At 71.1% G+C, this 20,175-nt stretch carries 27 protein-coding genes; 10 read left to right on the top strand and 17 right to left on the bottom strand.

Features of this window, described 5'->3' with window-relative positions:
• Window positions 1-69 precede the first annotated feature (69 nt).
• Both AAHM41_RS29540 and AAHM41_RS29535 read right to left on the bottom strand, forming a co-directional pair.
• On the bottom strand, window positions 70-219 hold the full coding sequence (locus AAHM41_RS29540; RefSeq protein WP_342240203.1) for an entericidin A/B family lipoprotein: 150 nt from the start codon (window positions 217-219) through the stop codon (window positions 70-72).
• Window positions 220-323: 104 nt separating this feature from the next.
• The gene (locus AAHM41_RS29535; protein ID WP_342240202.1) at window positions 324-581 is read right to left on the bottom strand and encodes a hypothetical protein; all 258 of its coding nucleotides are present in this window, start codon (window positions 579-581) and stop codon (window positions 324-326) included.
• Window positions 582-796: 215 nt separating this feature from the next.
• Between AAHM41_RS29535 and AAHM41_RS29530 the strand changes: the two genes are divergently transcribed.
• The 3 genes from AAHM41_RS29530 to AAHM41_RS29520 all read left to right on the top strand — a co-directional run bounded on the left by AAHM41_RS29530 (window position 797) and on the right by AAHM41_RS29520 (window position 3,075).
• Entirely contained in the window at window positions 797-1,654 is an 858-nt protein-coding gene (locus AAHM41_RS29530) for a hypothetical protein (protein ID WP_342240201.1), read from the top strand.
• 56 nt (window positions 1,655-1,710) lie between these two features.
• Window positions 1,711-2,580 (top strand): hypothetical protein, encoded by an 870-nt coding sequence (locus tag AAHM41_RS29525; RefSeq protein ID WP_342240200.1) that lies wholly within the window; start codon window positions 1,711-1,713, stop codon window positions 2,578-2,580.
• Between the two features lie 87 nt (window positions 2,581-2,667).
• On the top strand, window positions 2,668-3,075 hold the full coding sequence (locus AAHM41_RS29520; RefSeq protein WP_342240199.1) for a hypothetical protein: 408 nt from the start codon (window positions 2,668-2,670) through the stop codon (window positions 3,073-3,075).
• Window positions 3,076-3,078: 3 nt separating this feature from the next.
• Here AAHM41_RS29520 and AAHM41_RS29515 read toward each other — a convergent pair whose 3' ends face one another.
• Entirely contained in the window at window positions 3,079-3,465 is a 387-nt protein-coding gene (locus AAHM41_RS29515; RefSeq protein ID WP_342240198.1) for a VOC family protein, read from the bottom strand.
• Window positions 3,466-3,530: 65 nt separating this feature from the next.
• A complete protein-coding gene (locus tag AAHM41_RS29510) occupies window positions 3,531-4,955 on the bottom strand; it encodes an MFS transporter (RefSeq protein ID WP_342240197.1) in 1,425 nt (474 codons plus the stop codon).
• Window positions 4,956-5,118: 163 nt separating this feature from the next.
• Between AAHM41_RS29510 and AAHM41_RS29505 the strand changes: the two genes are divergently transcribed.
• Complete coding sequence (locus AAHM41_RS29505) at window positions 5,119-5,472, top strand: ArsR/SmtB family transcription factor (RefSeq protein WP_342240196.1); 354 nt, start codon at window positions 5,119-5,121, stop codon at window positions 5,470-5,472.
• On the opposite strand, the gene AAHM41_RS40730 is transcribed toward AAHM41_RS29505, so the two are convergent.
• From AAHM41_RS40730 to AAHM41_RS29470, 8 genes are all read right to left on the bottom strand, one after another.
• Window positions 5,469-5,570, bottom strand: coding sequence for a hypothetical protein (locus AAHM41_RS40730; RefSeq protein WP_446719495.1), 102 nt, complete (start codon window positions 5,568-5,570; stop codon window positions 5,469-5,471). The two genes, AAHM41_RS29505 and AAHM41_RS40730, sit on opposite strands and share 4 nt — an antisense overlap.
• Window positions 5,543-5,872 (bottom strand): YybH family protein, encoded by a 330-nt coding sequence (locus tag AAHM41_RS29500; RefSeq protein WP_342240195.1) that lies wholly within the window; start codon window positions 5,870-5,872, stop codon window positions 5,543-5,545. Before AAHM41_RS29500 ends, AAHM41_RS40730 begins: the two co-directional genes overlap by 28 nt.
• Before the next feature lie 225 nt (window positions 5,873-6,097).
• Complete coding sequence (locus AAHM41_RS29495; RefSeq protein WP_342240194.1) at window positions 6,098-6,541, bottom strand: YybH family protein; 444 nt, start codon at window positions 6,539-6,541, stop codon at window positions 6,098-6,100.
• 75 nt (window positions 6,542-6,616) lie between these two features.
• Window positions 6,617-7,039 (bottom strand): VOC family protein, encoded by a 423-nt coding sequence (locus AAHM41_RS29490; protein ID WP_342240193.1) that lies wholly within the window; start codon window positions 7,037-7,039, stop codon window positions 6,617-6,619.
• Between the two features lie 106 nt (window positions 7,040-7,145).
• A complete protein-coding gene (locus tag AAHM41_RS29485) occupies window positions 7,146-8,408 on the bottom strand; it encodes an RNA polymerase sigma factor (RefSeq protein ID WP_342240192.1) in 1,263 nt (420 codons plus the stop codon).
• Entirely contained in the window at window positions 8,405-8,776 is a 372-nt protein-coding gene (locus tag AAHM41_RS29480; RefSeq protein ID WP_342240191.1) for a YciI family protein, read from the bottom strand. Before AAHM41_RS29480 ends, AAHM41_RS29485 begins: the two co-directional genes overlap by 4 nt.
• A gap of 81 nt (window positions 8,777-8,857) precedes the next feature.
• Complete coding sequence (locus AAHM41_RS29475) at window positions 8,858-9,697, bottom strand: aminoglycoside phosphotransferase family protein (RefSeq protein WP_342240190.1); 840 nt, start codon at window positions 9,695-9,697, stop codon at window positions 8,858-8,860.
• A 42-nt stretch (window positions 9,698-9,739) separates the two neighbouring features.
• Complete coding sequence (locus AAHM41_RS29470; RefSeq protein ID WP_342240189.1) at window positions 9,740-10,618, bottom strand: alanine--tRNA ligase-related protein; 879 nt, start codon at window positions 10,616-10,618, stop codon at window positions 9,740-9,742.
• 117 nt (window positions 10,619-10,735) lie between these two features.
• Here AAHM41_RS29470 and AAHM41_RS29465 point away from each other — a divergent pair, with 117 nt between their 5' ends.
• A complete protein-coding gene (locus tag AAHM41_RS29465; protein WP_342240188.1) occupies window positions 10,736-11,380 on the top strand; it encodes a class I SAM-dependent methyltransferase in 645 nt (214 codons plus the stop codon).
• 139 nt (window positions 11,381-11,519) lie between these two features.
• On the opposite strand, the gene xseA is transcribed toward AAHM41_RS29465, so the two are convergent.
• A complete protein-coding gene (xseA, locus tag AAHM41_RS29460) occupies window positions 11,520-13,025 on the bottom strand; it encodes an exodeoxyribonuclease VII large subunit (RefSeq protein WP_342240187.1) in 1,506 nt (501 codons plus the stop codon).
• 60 nt (window positions 13,026-13,085) lie between these two features.
• On the opposite strand from xseA, the gene purD reads away from it, so the two are divergent.
• The gene (gene purD, locus AAHM41_RS29455; RefSeq protein WP_342240186.1) at window positions 13,086-14,345 is read left to right on the top strand and encodes a phosphoribosylamine--glycine ligase; all 1,260 of its coding nucleotides are present in this window, start codon (window positions 13,086-13,088) and stop codon (window positions 14,343-14,345) included.
• Between the two features lie 43 nt (window positions 14,346-14,388).
• Window positions 14,389-14,940, top strand: a complete 552-nt coding sequence (gene greB, locus AAHM41_RS29450) for a transcription elongation factor GreB (protein WP_342240185.1) — start codon at window positions 14,389-14,391, stop codon at window positions 14,938-14,940.
• 3 nt (window positions 14,941-14,943) lie between these two features.
• Here greB and AAHM41_RS29445 read toward each other — a convergent pair whose 3' ends face one another.
• Together AAHM41_RS29445 and AAHM41_RS29440 are read right to left on the bottom strand one after the other, a co-directional pair.
• Window positions 14,944-15,438: a GAF domain-containing protein gene (locus tag AAHM41_RS29445; protein WP_342240184.1), complete on the bottom strand. Its 495-nt coding sequence runs from the start codon at window positions 15,436-15,438 to the stop codon at window positions 14,944-14,946.
• 60 nt (window positions 15,439-15,498) lie between these two features.
• Entirely contained in the window at window positions 15,499-15,798 is a 300-nt protein-coding gene (locus AAHM41_RS29440; protein ID WP_342240183.1) for an ArsR/SmtB family transcription factor, read from the bottom strand.
• 69 nt (window positions 15,799-15,867) lie between these two features.
• On the opposite strand from AAHM41_RS29440, the gene AAHM41_RS29435 reads away from it, so the two are divergent.
• A complete protein-coding gene (locus tag AAHM41_RS29435) occupies window positions 15,868-16,785 on the top strand; it encodes a PhzF family phenazine biosynthesis protein (protein WP_342240182.1) in 918 nt (305 codons plus the stop codon).
• Here the strand turns inward: AAHM41_RS29435 and AAHM41_RS29430 are convergent.
• Together AAHM41_RS29430 and AAHM41_RS29425 are read right to left on the bottom strand one after the other, a co-directional pair.
• Window positions 16,782-17,933 (bottom strand): DUF6438 domain-containing protein, encoded by a 1,152-nt coding sequence (locus tag AAHM41_RS29430; RefSeq protein WP_342240181.1) that lies wholly within the window; start codon window positions 17,931-17,933, stop codon window positions 16,782-16,784. The two genes, AAHM41_RS29435 and AAHM41_RS29430, sit on opposite strands and share 4 nt — an antisense overlap.
• 78 nt (window positions 17,934-18,011) lie before the next feature.
• A complete protein-coding gene (locus AAHM41_RS29425) occupies window positions 18,012-18,446 on the bottom strand; it encodes a nucleoside deaminase (protein WP_342240204.1) in 435 nt (144 codons plus the stop codon).
• Between the two features lie 102 nt (window positions 18,447-18,548).
• Here AAHM41_RS29425 and AAHM41_RS29420 point away from each other — a divergent pair, with 102 nt between their 5' ends.
• Both AAHM41_RS29420 and rsmD read left to right on the top strand, forming a co-directional pair.
• Window positions 18,549-19,505: a pseudouridine synthase gene (locus AAHM41_RS29420; protein WP_342240180.1), complete on the top strand. Its 957-nt coding sequence runs from the start codon at window positions 18,549-18,551 to the stop codon at window positions 19,503-19,505.
• The gene (gene rsmD, locus AAHM41_RS29415; protein ID WP_342240179.1) at window positions 19,474-20,040 is read left to right on the top strand and encodes a 16S rRNA (guanine(966)-N(2))-methyltransferase RsmD; all 567 of its coding nucleotides are present in this window, start codon (window positions 19,474-19,476) and stop codon (window positions 20,038-20,040) included. The genes AAHM41_RS29420 and rsmD overlap by 32 nt, the downstream gene beginning before the upstream one ends.
• Window positions 20,041-20,175 lie beyond the last annotated feature (135 nt).

Below are 20,175 nucleotides of genomic sequence, written 5' to 3'. Positions count from 1 at the left end.
TGCCGGCGGGCGCGGGCCGGCCGCCCCCCCCCCCCCCCCCCCCCCCCCCCCCCCCCCCCCCCCGGCCGGTCACGGCATCGGCTTGGGCTGGACCGACTGCTCGATGTTCTCGCCGGCCTTCTGGGTGTCCTGGCCGACGCCGCGGACCGTGTTCTCGCAGGCCGCCATGCCGAGGCCCGCGGCCAGCAGGCCGGTGATGAGGACGATGCGTGCGATCATGAGCTTCTCCTCGGATTTGGGGAAACCGATCCGGGACGGACCGGTCAGGTAACGGCGCCCCGGTGCGCGGAGTTCCGAGGCGCCCCCCTGTCAAGGGACCGGGCTCAGCGGACCAGGAAGCGGCCGATCGCCAGCCCGGCGGCGAAGGCCAGGCCGAGCGCGGTCAGCGGCCGTTCCGCCACCTGGCCCTTGATCTCGCCGGCCGCCGCCTCCGCCGCTTCGCCGGCGCGGCGGACGCCCCACCGGCCGGCATCCTGCGCCGCGCCGCCGGCACGGCCGGCCAGTGAGGCGATCTCCGACCGGAGTTCGGAGATCGTGCGGGTCAGGACATCGACATCCTGTTCGAGGTTGCGGGTTGCCATGGTCGTTTTCTCCTCACAGTTGCATCGCCCGGCACGGGGCTGCCGTCGCGGCGACGCCGCGCGACGCGCCCATACGACAGCAACAGCGGAATCCGGAATCCGTTACAGCGCCGCCGCCAGGGAACGGTTTCCGCCCCGGCCTCGTCGCTGCAGTCAGGGGGTTGGCCCGGCCCGCGCGGCGCGGCATGGTGGCCCCGGGTCACAGCGGAGACAGCATGCGCCATCCCTCCATCGCCCTTCGCCGCCGCCTCGCGCGCGCCGCCCTGCTGGTGGCGGTCGCCCTGCCGGCCGGCGAGGCCGTGGCCCAGCAGCAGCCCGCCCCAGGCCAGGCCGCGCCGCCCGCCGCCGCGCCATCCCAGGTGGTGCCGCAGACCGGGCCCGAGTTCCGCCGGGCCGTGACCCTGGGCCGGCAGATCTATGCGATCGACGGCGCCGCCGCCTTGGCCAGCGCCGCCCTGCGCCGCAACGGCATCGACCCGCAGGCCGGCGGCATCGTCGGCTGGGTGACCGAGCCGGCGGAGAACGGCATCCTGGTCCGCTTCGTGCGCCGGGGCAGCCAGGGGCCGGAGACGGCCTATGACGTCACTGTCGATGCCGGCGGCAGCGACCCCGCCCTCGCCCGTCACGGCGGCGCGCCGTTGACGCCGGACCAGGCCGCCCAGTTCGCTGCGGCGCAGCTGGCGCTGGGGCGGCTGGACCAGCCCTGCTCCAAGACCTACCGGCCGGTCGTGTTCCGCGATCCCGGCACCCGCGACTGGCGGGTCTACGCCCTGGCCACGGCGACCGAGCCCGGCGTGTTCATGGTCGGCGGCCACTACCGCTTCCTGGTCAGCCCGGACGGCGGCCGCATCCTGTCCGGCGGCCGGCTGCCGCCGCCCTCCTGCCTGGCCGGCGAGAAGACCAGCGAGGGCCACGCGGCCGTCGCCTTCATGGTATCCGAGCCGGTCTCGACGATCCCGACCGAACTGCATGTCTTCCTCAGCCTGCGCCAGAGCCTGCCGCTGATCGTGCTGACCGCGGACGGCAAGCGCTGGCTGGTCGCCAACGGCACCATCGCCACGGTGCGGGAGTAGGCCCGCCCTTGGCTGGCGCGGCCGGACGCGGCATGCTGGCGGCGCAGGGGGGCCACATGATCGACACCACCACTTCGCCGCGCCGGTCCGGCGTGGCCGACGCGTTGCGGCGCGCGGCGCTGCCGTTCGCCCTGCTGGCCGTCCTGGCCGCCTGCAACAGCACGACCCCGCCGGCCAGCCCGGTCACTGCGGCGGAGAAGCCGGCACCTCGCCGGATCCCTCAGACGTCGCCAGAGATTCGCCGGATAGAGATGCTGGGCCGCACGATCTACGTCCTCGACAACGCCGCGGCCCGAGCGACGGATCTTGCCCTCGCCGAAGGGACGGATCCGCAGACCGACGGCATACGGGGCTGGGTGACGGACACGTCCGGCCCTGGCGTCCTGGTCCGCTTCGTTCGGCAGAAGGGAGATCGGTTCGAGGCGGCCTACGACGTCGTGGTCAACGAGAAGGGCGAGGCCACAGCCTTCGCGCGGCCCGCCAATCCCAGGCTGACGCCGGACCAGTCGGCGCAGTTCGCCGCCCGGCAGCTGGCCCTTGCTCAGAGCGGGTCCCGGCATTGCCCAGGCCCCTACAACACCGTGGCGTTCCGTGATCCCGGCTCTTCGAATTGGCGGATCTACCTTCTGGCCGCGACCACCGCCCCCGATGCGATGATTTTCCTTGGCCATCTGCGTGTCCTGGTGGGCGCGGACGGCAAGCGGGTTGTGTCGCTCGAGAACTTGTCAAAGACCTGCCAGCCGCACCTCGGCGCAATCCCTGAAGGTTCGGAGATCCTCGGGGGCATCGTGACCGAGTTGCAGTCCCTGACGCCGATCGAAACCCATGTGTTCGCAAGCCTGCTATACCGGAGGCCGCTGTACGTCGGGACCAGGGATGGCAAGATCTGGATCGTCGACGAGGGCAGGATCTCGGAACTGCAGTAGCCCCACCGGGTAAGGCTTGGCAGACCGCCAACTTCGCAGGATCTGTCAATCCGGCCGGGCTACACTGCCGCCGATTGGGAGGCGGCGATGGCGAAATCCTGGACCGAGAAGCTGAACGATCCGCGGCCGCATCAGGTCAAGCCGGCGCCGATCGACATCGCCGGGATGAAGGCCGGCGAGATCATGCTGGTGCCGACGCCCCGGCTGATCGACGCCTTCATCCGCGCCATCCCGAAGGGCAGCGGCATGGATGTGCCGACGCTGCGGCGCGAGCTGGCCCGGCGGCACGGGGCCGAGGTGACCTGCCCGATCACCACCGGCTTCCATCTGCGCGTCGTGGCCGAGGCGGCGTGGGAGGCGCATCGGCGCGGCGCGGCCGCGGACGAGATCACGCCGTTCTGGCGGGTGCTGGACGGCCGGACGCCGACCACGGCGAAGCTGTCCTTCGGCGATACCTTCCTGCGCCAGCAGCGGCGGCTGGAGGGGCTGGCCTGACGGTCAGCCGGCGAAGGCGATCAGGTTGCCGTCCGGGTCGCGGATGATGAAGATGCGGGCGCCCCAGGGCTCGGTCCGCAGCGTCTGGTGGAACGGCGCGCCGGCGGCCTGCAGCTCCAGGAACAGGGCCTTGGGGTCGTCGACCGCGATCGTCGCCGACAGGACGTCGACCTCCCGCTCGCGGAAGCCAGGGGCAAAGACGGAGCCCCGGACCCATCGCAGGTTCAGCCGCGCCGCGTCGCGCCGGATCTGGGCGTAGAAGGGCGGCTCGCCATAGGTGAAGACGACGGCGAAGCCGAGCGTCCCGGCGTAGAAGTCGCAGGCCGCCCGGATATCGGCGACCAGGAGCTGCGGCTCGGCGGGGCCGAGGACCGGCCGGGGCTGTGGCATGGGATCCGCCATGGACCCGACGATGGGAGGGCTGCGGCGCGCCTGTCAAGACGCGCCGCCTTTCCTCATGCCGCTGCCTGCACCGCCGCGCCGCTGGCCCGCCGCGGCAGAGCCAGGGCGACCAGACCGCCGAGCACGATGCCGAGCACGGCGAGGATGAAGGCGAGGCGGGTGCCGTCGGCAATGACCAGGCGCAGCGCCTCGCCCTCCTGCCCGGCGATCCCGGCATTGGCGATGGCGATCAGGACAGCAAGGCCGATGGCGTTGCCGATGTTCAGCGTGGTCGATGCCATGCCGGAGGCCACGCCCTGCTCCTCCGCCGCGACGCCGGAGGCCGAGGCGATCCACATGCCGGTCCAGACGATGCCCTGGCCGATGCCGGAGACCACCAGGCCGGGCACCAGCGCGGCGTAGCCGGCCGTGGTCGCGAGGCCGATCGCGACGGTGCCGGCGACTCCGATCGCCGACCCCAGCAGCAGCGTGCTGCGCGTGGTCAGCCTCGTCGCCAGCCGCTCGCCGAGCTGGGTGCCGGCGGCGATGGCGAGCGACGGCACGATGAAGGCCAGACCGGTCTCCAGCGCGCTGAAGCCCATCACCGTCTGGAACAGCACGGTCAGGAAATAGGGCAGCGCGCCGAAGCTGCCCATGTAGATGAAGGTGATCGACATGCCCGCGACCAGGCTGCGGTTGCGGAACAGCCGCATCGGCATCAACGGGTCGGCGCTTCGGGTCTCGATCAGCACGAACACGGCCAGCAGCAGAGCCGAGAGCACGGCGGCGGCGACGATCGGCGTGGCGCCCCACCCCGTTTCCGGCCCCTGCACCAGGACATAGACCAGGAGGGTGACGCCGGCGGTGACGGTCAGCGCGCCGGGCAGGTCGAAGCTGCGGCGGGCGAGCTGCGGCGGGTCGCGCGGGATCACCGCCAGCGCGGCGAGGGCGACGATCCCGGCCAGCGGGACATTGACGAAGAACACCGCCGCCCAGCCGAAGCCATCGGTCAGCACGCCGCCCAACAGCGAGCCCAGCGTCAGGCCGCTGGCGCCGGCACCGCCCCAGACCGCCAGCGCCCGGTTGCGCCGCGGCCCTTCCTCGAACAGGCGATTGACCAGCGACAGCGTAGCCGGGAACAGGATTGCGCCGCCGATGCCCTGCACGGCGCGGGCGACGATGATCATGCCCGGGCTCCAGGCCAGCCCGCCGAGCAGCGATGAGGCGGCGTAGAGGACGAGGCCGGACACGAACATCCGGCGCTGGCCGAGCAGGTCGGCGGCGCGGCCGCCGAACAGCAGGAAGCCGCCACAGAACACGGTGTAGGCGCTGACCACCCATTGCAGCGACTGTTCGGAGAAGCCGAGGCCGGCACCGATTTCCGGCAGGGCCACGAAGACGATGTTGAGGTCGAGGGCGAAGATCAGCTGGGCGAAGGCCAGCAGCGCCAGGCTCCAGCCGAGCGAGCGGTGCCCGGCCGGGGACACGGATGCGGACATGGAGGGCTCCTTCCGTCGGATTTGATTCGTCCGACTGTACGCAGATTATCGTACTATTGAACAGTACTAGAATTTGCGTACCATCCGGATGAGACGGCTTCCTCCGCCTGTTCCAGAGGATCGACGGTTTGACTGTACGCGTATCATTGCCTATCTATTGGGCATGATCACGCCGCAGCACCCCGACCGGCATCAGATCCGGCTGGAGAATGTCCTGGCCGCCCTGGGCCATCCGATGCGGCTCACCGTGATCCGCGTCCTGGCGGAGGGCGGCGAGCATGCCTGCGGCACCGTGCTCAAGAACGTGTCGAAATCCACCCTGACCCACCACTGGCGGGTGCTGCGAGACAGCGGCGTGATCTGGCAGCGCCCCTCCGGCCGCGAGAACCTGCTGTCGCTGCGCCGCGACGACCTCGACGCCCGTTTCCCCGGGCTGCTCGACGCGCTGATCGGCGCGGTCCGGGCGGAGGCCGAGGCGCCGCGGCGTGCGGCCGCTTCCAAAGCCGCTGGCGTTTAGGGCTTCAGGTCCACCGCGGCCCGCAGGCTGCCGTCCATGTAGAAGGGCACGGATTCGTGCTCGTGCACGATCACCCAGCCGTCGGCCGCCCGGCGCAGGCCGAGCGTGACGCGGAACCAGAGATCGACGCTTTCGCCGTCGGTCTGAAGGCGACGTCACCGTCGACGGCGATGCCAAGGTCGTGAATCTCGTAGCCGATCGACCCCTGCCAGGTCGCGAACCAGGCCTCCAGCCCCTCGGCCCCCGAGTCGATCGTCTGCAGCGGCGGCGCCAGGGAGTAGAGGACATGATCGGCGGCCTGGCAGGCGACGACGCCCTTGGCGTCCTTGCGGCGCAGTGCCGCTGCGCGCTCCTCGATCAGGGCGCGGATCGGGGCTTCGCTGTCGTGCTGGCTGGTCATCTCTTCCTCCATCTGCATCCGGGATTTGGATGCCTCTCCAAAGGACGAAGCAGCGCCCATGCATCCGACAGGGCCGGACCGATGTCCGAAACAGAAGCCGGCGGAAAGGCGTGCGCTCTCCCGCCGGAGTCTCGCCGAACGGCCCCTACGATTCGACCGGCGCGTTCATCGCCCAGGCGATGCCGGACGGGTCTTTCAGCCGGCCGCTTCCAAAGCCGCCGGCGTTTAGGGCTTCAGGTCCACCGCGGCGCGGAGGCTGCCGTCCATGTAGAAGGGCACGGATTCGTGCTCATGCACGATGGTCCAGCCATCGGCCGCCCGGCGCAGGCCGAGGGTGAGGCGGAACCAGAGATCGACCGTCTCGCCGTCGGTCTTGGCGCCGCTCATCCGGGCGAAGCCGTGGCAGAAGGCGACGTCCTCACCGGCCGCGATGCGGAGGTCGCGGACCTCGTAGCCGATCGGCCCGTCCCAGGTGGCGAACCAGCCGTCCACCTCCTCGCTGCTCGCTTGGTCGGCTGCCAACGGCGACCCCATGGAGTACAGGGAGTACAGGGCATAGTCGGCCGACTGGCAGGCGACGAAGCCTTTGGCGTCCTTGCGGCGCAGCGCCGCCGCACGCTGTTCGATCAGGGCGCGGATCTCGGCTTCGCTGTCTTGCTGGCTGGTCATCTCTTCCTCCATCTGCGTCACGGGAAGCCGGCGGAAGGGCGCGCACCCTGCCGCCGGCGTCTCGCCGAGCGGGTCTTACGATTTGACCGGTGCGTTCATCGCCCAGGCGATGCCGAATGGGTCCTTCAGCCGGCCCCACCGGTCGCCCCAGAACATCACATCCAGCGGCACCTCGACCGTGCAGCCGGCATCCACCGCCCGCTTCCACCAGGCGTCGATCTCGTCGGCCTTGAGAATGAGCTGCAGGGTGAAGGCCTGCGGCGCCTCGACCGCGAAGCCATGCTCCGGATAGAAGTCGGAGATCATCAGCGAGCTGCCGTTGACGTGGAGATGGACATGCATGGTCCGGCCCTTCTCGTCGGGCGGCACCAAATGGGCCGTTTGCGCGCCGAAGGCCTTGGCGTAGAACTCGGCGGCCTTGAGCGCCCCCTCGACGTTCACATAGGCGACCAAGCCGCCGAGAACCTGGGGAGCTGCGCGATCTGTCGCTTCGGCCATGATTTCCTCTTGGCTGTTGGTTCGCGCCGCGGCGAATGCTGCGGGCCTGCCTCAAGGACGGCCGGACCCGAGCGAACCCGACAGCGGGTTCGAGATTTTTCCGGCCTCACCCGACCTCGGCGGTGCCGTCCTGCTGCAGCCGGTCGAGATGCATCCGGATATGGGCGGCCTCGGCTGCGGTGTTGGCCAGGGCGATGGCCTGGTTGAAGGCCTCGCGCGCCTCACTGACGCGGCCGAGCTGCTGCAGCAGCGCCCCGCGCACGCCGAAGAAGTAGAAATAGCCGGACAGGCGCGGCGCCAGCGGCTCGATCATCTCCAGCGCCGCCTGGGCGCCGTGCAGCTTGGCCACCGCGACCGCGCGGTTCAGGGTCACCACCGGCGAGGGCTGCAGCCGCTCCAGCGTCGCATAGAGCAGGTCGATCTGGGCCCAGTCGGTGTCCTGCGCCCGCGCCGCCCGGGCGTGCAGCGCCGCGATCGCCGCCTGCACCTGGTACGGGCCGGGGCTGCGGTGGCGGATCGCCTTGTCGATCAGCGCCAGCCCCTCGGCGATCATGGCGCGGTTCCACAGGGTCCGGTCCTGCTCCTCCAGCAGCACGATGCTGCCCTCGGCGTCGAATCGCGCCGGCGCCCGCGAATGCTGCAGCAGCAGGAGCGCGGTGAGGCCCATGATCTCGGGCTCGGCCGGGAACAGCCGCAGCAGCAGCCGGGCCAGCCGGATCGCCTCGTCGCACAGCGGCGCGCGCAGCGGCGCCTCCTCGCTGTTGGCGGCGGAATAGCCCTCGTTGAAGACCAGGTAGATCATGGCGGCGACCATGGCCAGACGCTGTGCCCGCTCCGGCGCGCCCGGCGTCTCGAACGGCACCCCGGCATTGGCGACCTTGGCCTTGGCCCGGGTGATGCGCTGCTCCATCGCGCTCTCGCCCACCAGGAAGGCGCGGGCGATCTGGTTGACCGAGAGGCCGGAGACGATGCGCAGCGCCAGCGCGATCTGCTGCGTCGCCGGCAGGTCGGGATGGCAGCAGATGAACAGGAGCCGCAGGATGTCGTCGCGGTACTCGGCGCCGTCCAGCCGCTCGGCCAGGTCGGCCTCGGCGTCACCGAGGTCGGACAGCAGCTCGTCCGGCGGCAGCGGTTCCTGCTTGCGGCCGCGGCGCACGCCGTCGAGCGCGGCGTTGCGGCCGACGAAGATCAGCCAGGACGCCGGGTCACGCGGCGGCCCCTTCTGCGGCCAGGTCTTCAGCGCCCGGAGACAGGCCTCCTGGAACGCCTCCTCCGCCGTGTCCAGGTCCCGGAAATAGCGCAGCAGCGCGCCGAGCGCCTGGGGGCGGGCAGAGGCGAAGGCCGCGTCGATCCAGGCTAAATCGGTCATGATCCGGCTGTCCCAGGCTTGAAGATGCGGATCGGGCGGACCTCATAGGATCCCCCGGGGTTGGCGCGCGCGAGGTCGCGCACGATGTCCAGCACCTCGTCCAGCGAGGCGCAGTCGAAGGTGTAGAACCCGAGAAGCTGCTCCTTGGTCTCGGCGAAGGGGCCGTCGATCACCAGCGGCTCACCCACGCCGGAGCGCAGGGTGGTGGCGGCGGTGGTCGGCAGCAGCCGGGCGACGGGCCCGATCTTGCCCTGCCGGGCCAGCGGCTCCTGCACCGCGGACAGCCGGGCCATGACCGCGTCGTCTTCGGCCTTGCTCCAGGCCTCGGTCACGGCTTCGTTGTGGTAGCAGAGGACGGCGTACAGCATCCGGGTGTTTCCTTCTTCCTCCCGAGGACGAAGGAGTATGCCCGGCGCCGACACGTCCGGCAAAAAATGCGGCGCGACCCTTCAGCCCCCGCCGAGCTCCGCGAGCGCCATCTCCGCCACCGCCAGGTCGATCGCCGGATGCTCGCCATCGTCGAGGCTCCAGACGGCGGACAGCGCGGCCGCGGCCAGCACCCAGCGCAGCAGCCGGGCGCGGTCCATCCCCGCTGCCTCGGCCGCTACCGTCGCCCGCCGGGCCAGGCGGCCGGGCTGCGTCGCCACCGCCTGGCCCGGCTCGGCCAGGGCCGGCGCGCCGGGGAAGCCCATATCCGGGTTGGTGAAGATGCTGCCGAAGTCGTAGCCGCGGTCGCCGACCAGGTGCCTGGGGTCGATCGCCAGCCAGCCGCGTGGGCCGAAATCCAGCACGTTGCCGTGATGCAGGTCGCCATGCAGGGTGACGATGTCCCGCCGCTCCGCCAGCAGCTCGCGGGCGATGGCGGCGGCCTGGGCCACGACGCCGCCGTAGCGGTCGCCGCCCAGGGTCAGCGGCTCGAACCACCGCTCCAGCGGCAGCAGCCCATTCGGCAGCGGCCGGCCGCGCGGCGCGTGCAGCCGGGCCGCGGCCTCGCAGAGGATCAGGCAGGCCTCGTCGTCCTGCCCTTGCATCGATAGGGCGACGAGCGAGACGGGGCCGGTGGCGCGTTCCAGCAGCAGCGTGTCGCCGTGCTGGGCCAGCACCATCGCCGCACCCTCGCCAGTCCAGAACTGCATCAAGAGGCAGCCCAGCTTCTCGTCCGCGTTCACCGGCTGCTTGATCATGGCCGGCAGGTCGCCGCAGCGCACCGCCAGCAATCGGCTGCCATGGGTGACGATCGGCTCGCCGTCCGGCACCAGGTCCCAGCGGGCCAGGTCTTCGTCGAACATCCTCGGTCCTTGGTTTCGGTGTCATGCGTGGCTGGGGCCGGCTTACGCCGGCCCCTCGACCTCGTCCAGATCGATGCCATGGGTGTCGAACCACCATTCCGGCGGCTTGTCCGGATGATGCGGCTTCAGCCGGGCGTAGCGGTCGCGCAGCCGCTGCTGCCGTGCCGCCTCCGCCCGGAAATAGGAGTGATCGAGCGACCCGCCGATCGCCCACAGCCGCCGCAGCAGCTTGCGCAGGACATAGCCCTGCGTCTTCGGGCCGGGCCGATAGCCGCTGGCGATGATGCTCTCGATCCCTTCGACCAGGATCTCCGCCGGGGTCGGCGGCGGAGTGCCGTTGACCAGCGCGTCCAGCCGGTCCAGCCCGAATCCCGCATCGATGCAGGTACCGAGCGGGTTGACGATGTTCCCGATCTCGACCCCGTCCCGGTAGAACTCGGTGCAATGGCCGCTGATGCTGCCGTCGCTCCAGGTGCAGTCCGGGTCGGGCTGGATCGGCACCCGGCCGCGATACAGCGGCGACCACTCCGTCAGCCGGTCGGGATGGATGGTGACATGGTCCGGCCACGCGCCGATCTCCTCGAGGAAACCGAGCCAGAAATCGATCGCCTGCCCGACATTCATCTGCCGGAACGAGAACAGGCCGAGCATGTCGAATCGAAGGAGATGCGTGCCGTCGCCGATCTCGTCGAGATCGCCCAGGCGCAGGCAGGACTGGAGATTGGCGAAGGTGGCTGTGCAGGCCGGGTCGATGAACAGCGGCTTGAACTGCTGCATGCCCGCCGTACAGAACAGCGTCGTGCTGTCGAAGGGCCGAACCGAAGGGTTCGTGTCGAAACCGATCCCCCTGTTCTCGCAGAACAGGCGGAACCGGTGGGTCAGGCGTCCCGCGGGGACATAGGCAACCTCCTGTGCGGTCACGGACCGCCGGGAGGACGGTCCTATCGCTATCTAACCACACGCCTGACGCTTCTCAAGCCCCTGGCAGTGGCCTGCCGCCATCGCCATCTCCGACGGACCACAAGGAGGGATTGCCGCATGGGCTCCGCGATCCGCTTCACCGGCACGGGGCCGGGCGCGCACACGCAGGACGGCTGCGCCGTGGAGCTGTACCGGCGCCTGCCGGCCGGCGGCTCGATCCTGGAGCTGGGCTCGGGGCCGGGCCGCGTCACCCATGCCCTGGCCGCCCGCGGCTATGCGGTGACCGCGGTCGACAACTCGGCCGAGATGCTGGCCCATGTCCGGGGCGCGGAGACGGTGCTGACCGATATCGAGGATCTCGACCTCGGCCGCGGCTTCGATGCGGTGCTGCTGGCCAGCACGCTGATCAACTTCCCTGACAAGGGAACGCGCGCCGCCCTGCTCGCCACCTGCCGGCGCCACGTCCGGCCCGGCGGCGCCGTGCTGATCGAGCGGCGCAATCCCGCCACCTTCGCGACGCTGCAGCCAGGGCCGGCCGGAGAGGAAGCCGGCATCCGCCACGTCATCGAATCGGTGCGGCATGAGGGCCGCCTGTCCCATATCGTCCTGCGCTCGGAAGCGGCCGACGCGGCGTGGACGCAGAGCTACACCTGCGAACTGATCGACGACGCGCAGATGACGGAGGAACTGGCCTCCGCCGGGCTGCGGCTGGACCGCTGGCTCGACCCGCCACGGCGCTGGGCCTTGGCGGAACCGACATGATACGTCGGCATGAAATATTAACTCGTCATGGCGAGGAGCGAAGCGACGTGGCCATCCAGGGGCCGGTGCCGCTGGATGGCCACGCCCCTTCGGGGCTCGCCATGACGGCTTTAAAGGTCGATCGTTTCCGTCTCTGACCCTACAGCAGCGATCCCTGCTCCGGCTTCGGGTCCGGGGCGCGGGCGGGACGGTGCGGGCGGCTGCCGCCGATCACGGCCGGCGCCTCGCCGTCCTGGAAGCGGATCGCCACGGCCCGGCCGGGCGTCGCCTCCTGCGCCGAGCCCAGGGCGTGGCCGGTGGCCGGGTCCAGCACCAGGGCGTAGCCGCGGCGCAGCACGTCGACATAGGAATAGCTTTCCAGCAGCCGGCCGGCGGCCGCCAGCCGTGCGGTGCGGTCGGCCAAAGCGCGCTGCACCGGCTCCGGCCCGAAGCGGCCCGACAGGGCCTGGAAGCGGTCGGCCGGGCGGTGGGTCAGCCGCGGGCCGCAGGCGGCCAGACGGTCGCCGAGCTGGATGAGGTGCCGCGCCGTCTCCGCCACCTGCCGGCGCGGATGCGGCAGCCGGGCGCCGAGCTCGGCCAGGCGCGACCGGCGCCGCTCGACCGTGCCGAGCGCGGCGCGGTCCAGCCGCTCGCCGCGGTCGTCCAACCGCTGCATAGCCGACTCGATCAGCCGGGCCGGGTCGCCCAGGCCGCGGCGCAGCGCGTCCAGCCGGGTGCGGTGCTCGCCGAACAGCCGAGCGGTGCCGGCTTCGAGGCGGCGGGAGCAATCCAGCACCCGGCCCAGCAGTTCGGCCCGCACCGGCACCGCCATCTCCGCCGCCGCGGTCGGGGTCGGGGCGCGGCGGTCCGAGGCGAAGTCGATCAGGGTGGTGTCGGTCTCGTGCCCGACGGCGGAGATCAGCGGGATGGCGCTGGCCGCCGCCGCGCGCACCACGATCTCCTCGTTGAACGGCATCAGATCTTCCAGGCTGCCGCCGCCGCGGGCGACGATCAGCAGGTCCGGCCGCGGCACCGGCCCGCCCGGCGGCAGAGCGTTGAAGCCCTCGATCGCCGCCGCCACCTGCCCCGCCGCGCTGTCGCCCTGCACCGCGACCGGCCAGACCAGGACATGGCGCGGGAAGCGGTCGGACAGGCGGTGCAGGATGTCGCGGATCACCGCGCCGGTCGGTGAGGTGACGACGCCGATCACCCGCGGCAGGAACGGCAGCGCCCGCTTGCGCGCGGCCTCGAACAGCCCTTCGGCGGCGAGGCGGCGGCGGCGCTCCTCCAGCATCTTGAGGATGGCGCCCTCGCCCGCCAGCTCCATCTGCTCGATCACCATCTGGTACTGCGAGCGCGAGCCGTAGATGGTCAGCCGGCCGGTGCAGATGACCTCCATCCCCTGCTCCGGCCGCACCATCAGCCGCGACAGCTGGCCCTTCCAGATCACCGATTCGAGGGTGCAGCTGTCGTCCTTGAGCGTCAGGTAGACATGGCCGGAGCGCGGCACCGTGACCTTGCCGATCTCGGCGCGCACGCGGACCAGGCCGAACTCGCCCTCGATGGTGCGCTTCAGCGCACCGGTCAGCTCGGCGATGGTGAATTCCGGCAGGTTGGAGCCGGGGCGGCTCGCGGAGCCCGGGGGGGTGTCGTTTTGCTCGGTCATGCTGCGGCCACCATGCTAAACCGCTGCCACTTGAGCAAGAGATCGAGAGCGGGTTCTTCGATGCGCATCCTTCTGGTCGGCGGCGGCGGCCGCGAACATGCCCTGGCCTGGGCGATCGCCGCCTCTCCCCTGTGCACCACGCTGTTCTGCGCGCCGGGCAATGCCGGCATCGCCAGGGAGGCGACCTGCGTGCCCATCGCGGCCGAGGATGTCGACGGGCTGGTGACCTTCGCGCAGGAGAACGCGATCGACTTCGTCGTGGTCGGGCCGGAGGCGCCGCTGGTTGCGGGGCTGGTGGACCGGCTGACCGCAGCCGGGATCAAGGCTTTCGGGCCGACCGCCGCGGCTGCGGCGCTGGAGGGGTCGAAGGGTTTCACCAAGGACCTCTGCGCCAAATACGACATCCCGACCGCACGCTACCGCCGCTTCACCGACGCGACCGAGGCCAAGGCCTATGTCGCCATCGAGGGCGCGCCGATCGTGGTCAAGGCCGACGGGCTGGCCGCCGGCAAGGGCGTGGTGGTGGCCGCGACGGTCGAGGAGGCCCAGGAAGCCGTCGACACCATGCTGACCGAGGGCGGCTTCGGCGCCGCCGGCGCCTCGATCGTGGTCGAGGAATGCCTGGTCGGGCCGGAGCTGAGCTTCTTCGCCCTGTGCGATGGCGAGACCGCGCTGCCGCTGGCCACCGCCCGCGACCATAAGCGCGCCTTCGACCGCGACGAGGGCCCGAACACCGGCGGCATGGGCGCGGTGTCGCCGCACCCGCTGGCGACGCCGGAGCTGGAGGCCCGGATCATGGCCGAGATCGTGCAGCCGACCTTGCGCGCCATGGAGGCCGAGGGCACGCCGTTCCGCGGCATCCTGTTCGCCGGGCTGATGCTGACCGAGCGCGGGCCGCAGCTGATCGAGCACAATGTCCGCTTCGGCGACCCCGAATGCGAGACGCTGCTGCCGCGGCTGAGCTCGGACCTGCTGACCGCCCTGATCGCGGCCGCCGACGGCGAGCTGCGCCACCTGACCCTGCGCTGGCGGCCGGAGGCGGCGGTGACGGTGGTCATGGCAGCGAACGGCTATCCCGGCAGCTACAGGAAGGGCAGCCCGATCCGGGCGCTGGACGCGGCCGGGCAGGTGCCGGGCACCATCGTGTTCCACGCCGGCACGAAGGCGGAGGCCGACGGCACCGTCACCGCCCAGGGCGGCCGGGTTCTGGCGGTGACCGCCCTGGGCACCGACATCGCAGAGGCCCGGGCGCGGGCCTACCAGGCAGTCGACCGCATCGACTGGCCGGAGGGATTCTGCCGCCGGGACATCGCGGTGTGAGCCTGTTTTTAAACCGATGGCCCGATCGGTGTAGACTGCCCGGATGAGCAAGGCCTTCACCAAAGAGACCGACACCGAGGAAGAGCTGGACGATGCGCCGGCGCCTTTGCCCGCGGGGTCGAAGAACTACATCACGCCGGAGGGCTTCCAGCGGCTGCAGGACGAGCTGAAGCAGCTGTGGCGGGTCGAGCGGCCGAAGGTGGTCGAGGTGGTGTCCTGGGCCGCCGGCAACGGCGACCGGTCGGAGAACGGCGACTACATCTACGGCAAGAAGCGGCTGCGCGAGATCGACCGCCGGGTGCGGTTCCTGACCAAGCGGCTGGAGATCGCCGAGGTGGTCGACCCGGCGCGCCAGACCAACCGCGACCGGGTCTATTTCGGCGCCACCGTAACCTATGTCGACGGCCAGGACCGCGAGCGCACCGTGCGCATCGTCGGCATCGACGAGACCCGGCCGGAGGAAGGCGAGATCAGCTGGATCTCCCCTCTCGCCCGCGCCTTGATGCGGGCGCAGGAGGGCGATGTGGTCGAGGTCCGCGCCCCGGGCGGGGTCGAGACCGCCGAGGTTGTCGAGATCCGCTACGGGAACGGCTGAACGTCAGACGGCGCTCGCCGCCACCCACAGCGCGGCCAGGGCCTCGATCCCGGCCTGGTCCTCGGCGTCGAAGCGGCCGGGCAGCGGGCTGTCGAGGTCGAGCACGCCCAGCACCTTGCCGTCGCGCAGCAGCGGCACCACAAGCTCGGACCGCGAGGCGGCGTCGCAGGCGATGTGGCCGGGGAAGGCGTGCACATCCTCCACCAGCACCGATTCGCGACGCTCCGCCGCCGTGCCGCAGACGCCGCGGCCGAGCGGGATGCGGATGCAGGCCGGCTTGCCCTGGAACGGCCCGAGCACCAGCTCGCCGCCTTCGCGCAGCAGGTAGAAGCCGGCCCAGTTCAGCTCCGGCAGCCCATGATAGATCAGGGCCGAGAGGTTGGCGGCGTTGGCGATGGCGTCGGTCTCGCCCTGGAACAGCCCCGCGGCCTGGGAAAGCAGGTCGCGATAGGCCTCGGCCTTCGGCAAAGCGGGATCGGGGCGTGCGGTCTGGAACATCGGTGCGTCTCGGTATCGGGTCGACTGGAACATAGGCACGGGAACGCCCGGCGGAAAGCCTCACAGCGTCTCGACCAGCGCCCGCGCCGCGCGGATCTGCTCCTCGTCGCGCTTGTAGAAGGTCCATTGCTTGATCCGCTTCGGCACCACCAGGCCGGACTGGACCAGCACGCGCATATGCTCGCTCAGTGTCGGCTGGCTGATGCCGAGCTTGTCGGCGATGAACACACCGCACACCCCGTCCTCGACCAGGTCACCATCGGCCTGCGGCGGGAAATGCGCGCGCGGATCCTTCAGCCAGTCCAGGATCAGCAGGCGGCGCTCATTGGCCAAAGCGCGGAAGAGATTGGCTGGAGACATTTCGGCACTTTGCCAAAGGACTAAGCCGTGTCAAGACTCGGGGCCCTTTCAGCCCGCCGGGAGGCCATGATGCGCCGCTTCGCCTTCGAGACCGTGGACGTGTTCACCGACCGCCGCTTCGGCGGCAACCAGCTCGCGGTGTTCCCGGATGCGCGTGGCCTGTCGGACGGCGAGATGCAGTCGCTGGCCGCCGAGTTCAACCTGAGCGAGACGACCTTCGTGCTGCCGCCGGAGGACCCGGCGCATTCGGCGCGGGTGCGGATCTTCAACCGCGCCTACGAGATGCCCTTCGCCGGCCACCCCAATGTCGGCACCGGCTGCGTCCTGGCCCGGCACGGGCTGGACCGCGACGGCGTGCTGCTGTTCGAGGAGATCTCCGGCCTGGTCGAGGTGCGGGTGGAGCGCGACGCGGCCGGGGCCGTGACCGGCGCCGTGATCGCAGCACCACAGCCGCTGTCGACCCTGATGGAGCTGCCGGCCGAGGCGATCGCCGCCTGCGCCGGACTGGCCCCGTCGGACGTGATCACCCGGGCGCACCAGCCGGTGCTGGCCTCGGTCGGCATCCCCTTCGTGCTGGTGGAGGTGACCGGCGAGGCCCTGACCCGCGCCACCCCGGACATCGCCGCCTTCCGCCGCACCCAGGAGCAGTTCCCGAAGGTGGAGCGGCGCCTGTCGCTGCATCTCTACGCCCGCGACCCGGCCGCGCCGGACATCGCGGCGCCGGGCGGGGCCAGGATCCGCGCCCGGATGTTCGCGCCCTTGTCCGGCACCTATGAGGACCCGGCGACCGGCAGCGCCAACGCCACGCTGGGCGCACTGCTGCTGTCGCTGTCCGGCGCCGAGGCCGGACAGGCCGAGATCGTGCAGGGCGTCGAGATGGGCCGCCCGAGCCTGCTGCGCGTCGCCGCCCGCCGCACCGCGGACGGCGTCCGCGCCACCGTCGGCGGCGGCTGCATCCCGGTGCTGAAAGGCGAGGCGGAGGTTTAGGCGGCGAGTTTCGCGAGGAGGCGCGTCCAGCTCTTCTCACGGGCGCGGGCGATCAACGCGGTCCTGGTCTCGCCGCTCAGCCCCCTGCCGGCCAGCATCAACGCCACATCTTCGGACTCCGTCACCAGGACAGCCTTCGGCATCCCCGGTCCCGAGACATCAGGATCGATCCCTGCCCGCAGGAGCATTCGGGCGATTGCCACCGAGGAGGCGGTGTGGAGCGCCGTGTAAGGCCCCATCTGGGAATCCTCGACCACCGAATCGACACCCAGGGCGATCAGCCGTCGCACCAGGGCCGCATCGCCGAGCCTGGCGGCGATCACGAGCGCTACGCTCCGATTCTGCCGGTTGCCTCGTTCGGCGGCGGCACGGCTGAACAGCAATGAGGTTCTTTCGCGATCCGACCTCGACGAGGCAGCAGGTGGGAACAGCAATGAGGCCCTGTCGAGATCCGACCTCGACGAGGCAGCAAGCGGGAATAGAAGCTCGAAGGCCGGCCGCTTCTGGAGCGAGGTGCGCCCGTCCAGAGGGACGCCGGCCAAGATCAGGTCGCTGGCATAGCCGTAATTCTCGATTTCCAGCGCATCGGCCAGGAAGGTCGCCGCCTTGTCCGACCTGAAGTCGAAGCCAGTCCGCCGCAGCATCGGGATCGTCTCGGGCGTGCCCTTGACCCATTTCGCCGTCCCCGCCGTCCGGTCGATCGCGTCCTCGATCTCCATGACCACCGCGGGCATGCCGGCAATCTTTCCGACGTAGTCCGTGACCGACTTGGTCCTGCCGTTGACGGTCAGCGAGATCTTGTAGAAGGGGCTGTCCGTGATCTCGGCGATGTATTCGTCCTTCAGCGAGAAGAAATCCGCCCGCTCGAACATCCCGACGAGGGCGGCAACCTCCGCCGGCGCGATCCGGTCCTGGAACCGGCCGCTCACGGCCACCGAGCTGAACCCCTCATAGGTCACCGCGCCGTCTCCGGCGATATCGACCGCATAAGCCGGACACCAGCCGAAGCAGACGCCCCGCGTCAATCGAATGTGGACGTTGCTCGCCTCCGACACCTTGGGCGATGGCGCCTGGCATGCCGACAGGACACCCAGGACCGTCGCGACCACAGCCATCCGGCTCCATCGCCGGGCGCGCAATTCGAGCATGATAAGGCTTCTCTGAAATCACCCCTCCCTCCAGGGGTCGCCCGATCTTGTCAGTTCGCCGGACCGGCGGCCAGCCCCCTACCGCCGCGCCCGGAAGAACGCCCTCAGCAGTTCGCCGGCCTCCTCCCCGCCCGGCGCCTGCTCCACCCGAGGCCGGTGGTGGCACGTCTTCTGCTCGAAGAACCGGGGGCCGTGCAGCACGGCTCCGCCCTTCGGGTCGAGGGCGGCGAACACCACCCGGCGGAGGCGGGCGAAGGAGATCGCGCCGGCGCACAGCGCGCAGGGCTCGAGCGTGACATAGAGGTCGCAATCCGGCAGCCGCGGCCGGCCGCGCAGCCGGCCGGCCTCGCGGATCGCCAGCACCTCGGCATGGGCGGTCGGGTCCGCCAGCTCCTCCACCCGGTTGCCGGCCCGGGCCAGCACCGCGCCGGTCGCGGCCTCGACCAGCACCGCGCCGACCGGCACCTCGCCGCGCGAAGCCGCCGCCGCCGCCTCGTCCAGCGCCAGGCGCATATAGGTGTCGGCCGGATCGGAGGTTGGCGGGTCGGCGGGCACGGGTCAGATCCTCGCGTTTCGCGCTAACCCTGGCCGGGCGCTTCGCGCTAGACAAGGGCGATGAGCAAGACCGATCACAAGACCACCGTCGGGAAGACGGCGGGCGATCCGGCCGCGACAGGCGCCGCGACCCCGGCCGCGAAACCGAAAGCCACCTTCAAGGATGGCGGCGAGAAGGACGGCGAGCGCGTCGCCAAGGTGCTGGCGCGGGCCGGCATGTGCTCGCGGCGCGAGGCCGAGCGCTGGATCGCCGAGGGCCGCGTGGCGCTGAACGGCAAGGTGCTGGACACCCCGGCCGTGGTGGTGCCGCCCGGTGCCGTGCTGAGCGTCGACGGCGTGCCGGTGCCGGAGCCCGAGCGCACCCGGCTGTGGCGCTATCACAAGCCGGCCGGGCTGGTGACCACCCGGTCCGACCCGCAGGGCCGGCAGACCGTGTTCGACAACCTGCCCGAAGAGCTGCCGCGCGTGGTCTCGATCGGCCGGCTGGACCTGAACAGCGAAGGCCTGCTGCTGCTGACCAATGACGGCGAGCTGTCGCGCCGGCTGGAGCTGCCGTCGACCGGCTGGCCGCGCCGCTACCGCGTGCGGGTGCACGGCACGCCTGACCCGGCGAAGCTGGCGGGCCTGGCCAAGGGCATCACCGTTTCCGGCGTCCATTACGGCCCGATCGAGGCGGCGCTGGACAAGGTGCAGGGCGCCAATGCCTGGCTGACCGTCACCCTGCGCGAAGGCAAGAACCGCGAGGTGCGCAAGGTGATGGAGGCGATCGGCCTGGACGTGAACCGGCTGATCCGCGTCGCCTACGGCCCGTTCCAGCTGGGCATCCTGGAGAAGGGCGAGGCCGAGGAGGTCAAGGCTTCGGTGCTGCGTGACCAGCTCGGCCGCTGGCTGGAGATCCACGAGGAAGAGCGGCCGACGCGCAAGCCGGCCGCCAAACCGACCCCGACCAAGCCGAGCGGTCCGAAGTCCGCGCCCGCCTCCCGCCATGCCCCTGCGCCTCGTCGCCGGCCGGCATAGGGGTCGCGCCCTCGCCGCCCCACCGGACCGCGCCACCCGGCCGACCGGCGAGCGGGTGCGCGAGGCGGTGTTCAACATCCTGGCCCATGCCGGCTACGGCCCCGACGAGGGCGACGCTGTGACCGGCGCCGTGGTGCTCGACGCCTTCGCCGGCACCGGGGCGCTGGCCTTCGAAGCGCTGTCGCGCGGCGCCGCCGAGGCCTGGCTGTTCGACAGCTCGGCCGCGGCGCTGGGCTTCGCCCGGAAGAATGCCGAGACGCTGGGCGAAACGGCGCGCGCGCATCTGCTGCGCGCCGACGCGCTGAAGCCGCCGCCGGCGAGGGCGCAGGCCACGCTTCTGTTTCTCGATCCGCCCTACCGCCAGGGGCTGATCGGTCCGGCGATCCGGGCCCTGTCCGCCGCCGGCTGGCTGGCCCCCGGCTGCCTGGTGGTGGCCGAGACCGCTTCCGACGAGCCGGCGGTGGACGGCCTCGCCTTGCTGGACGAGCGCCGTTACGGCGTCGCCCGCATCGGCTTCGGGCGGGTGGCGGGATAGGTCGGCTCTCCCCCTCACCCTCCCCGAGCTACCGGATTCACACATCTCATCCGCACGCTCGCGGGCACCTGTTGTGCAACCGGAGAGATCGTTGACACTATAGACCGGATACATCGTTGACAGGTTTCCGGTGTT

It is taken from the genome of Inquilinus sp. OTU3971, from assembly GCF_038440215.1.
The sequence above is the reverse complement of the archived record's forward strand: the minus strand, read 5'-3'. Positions and strand labels throughout refer to the sequence as shown.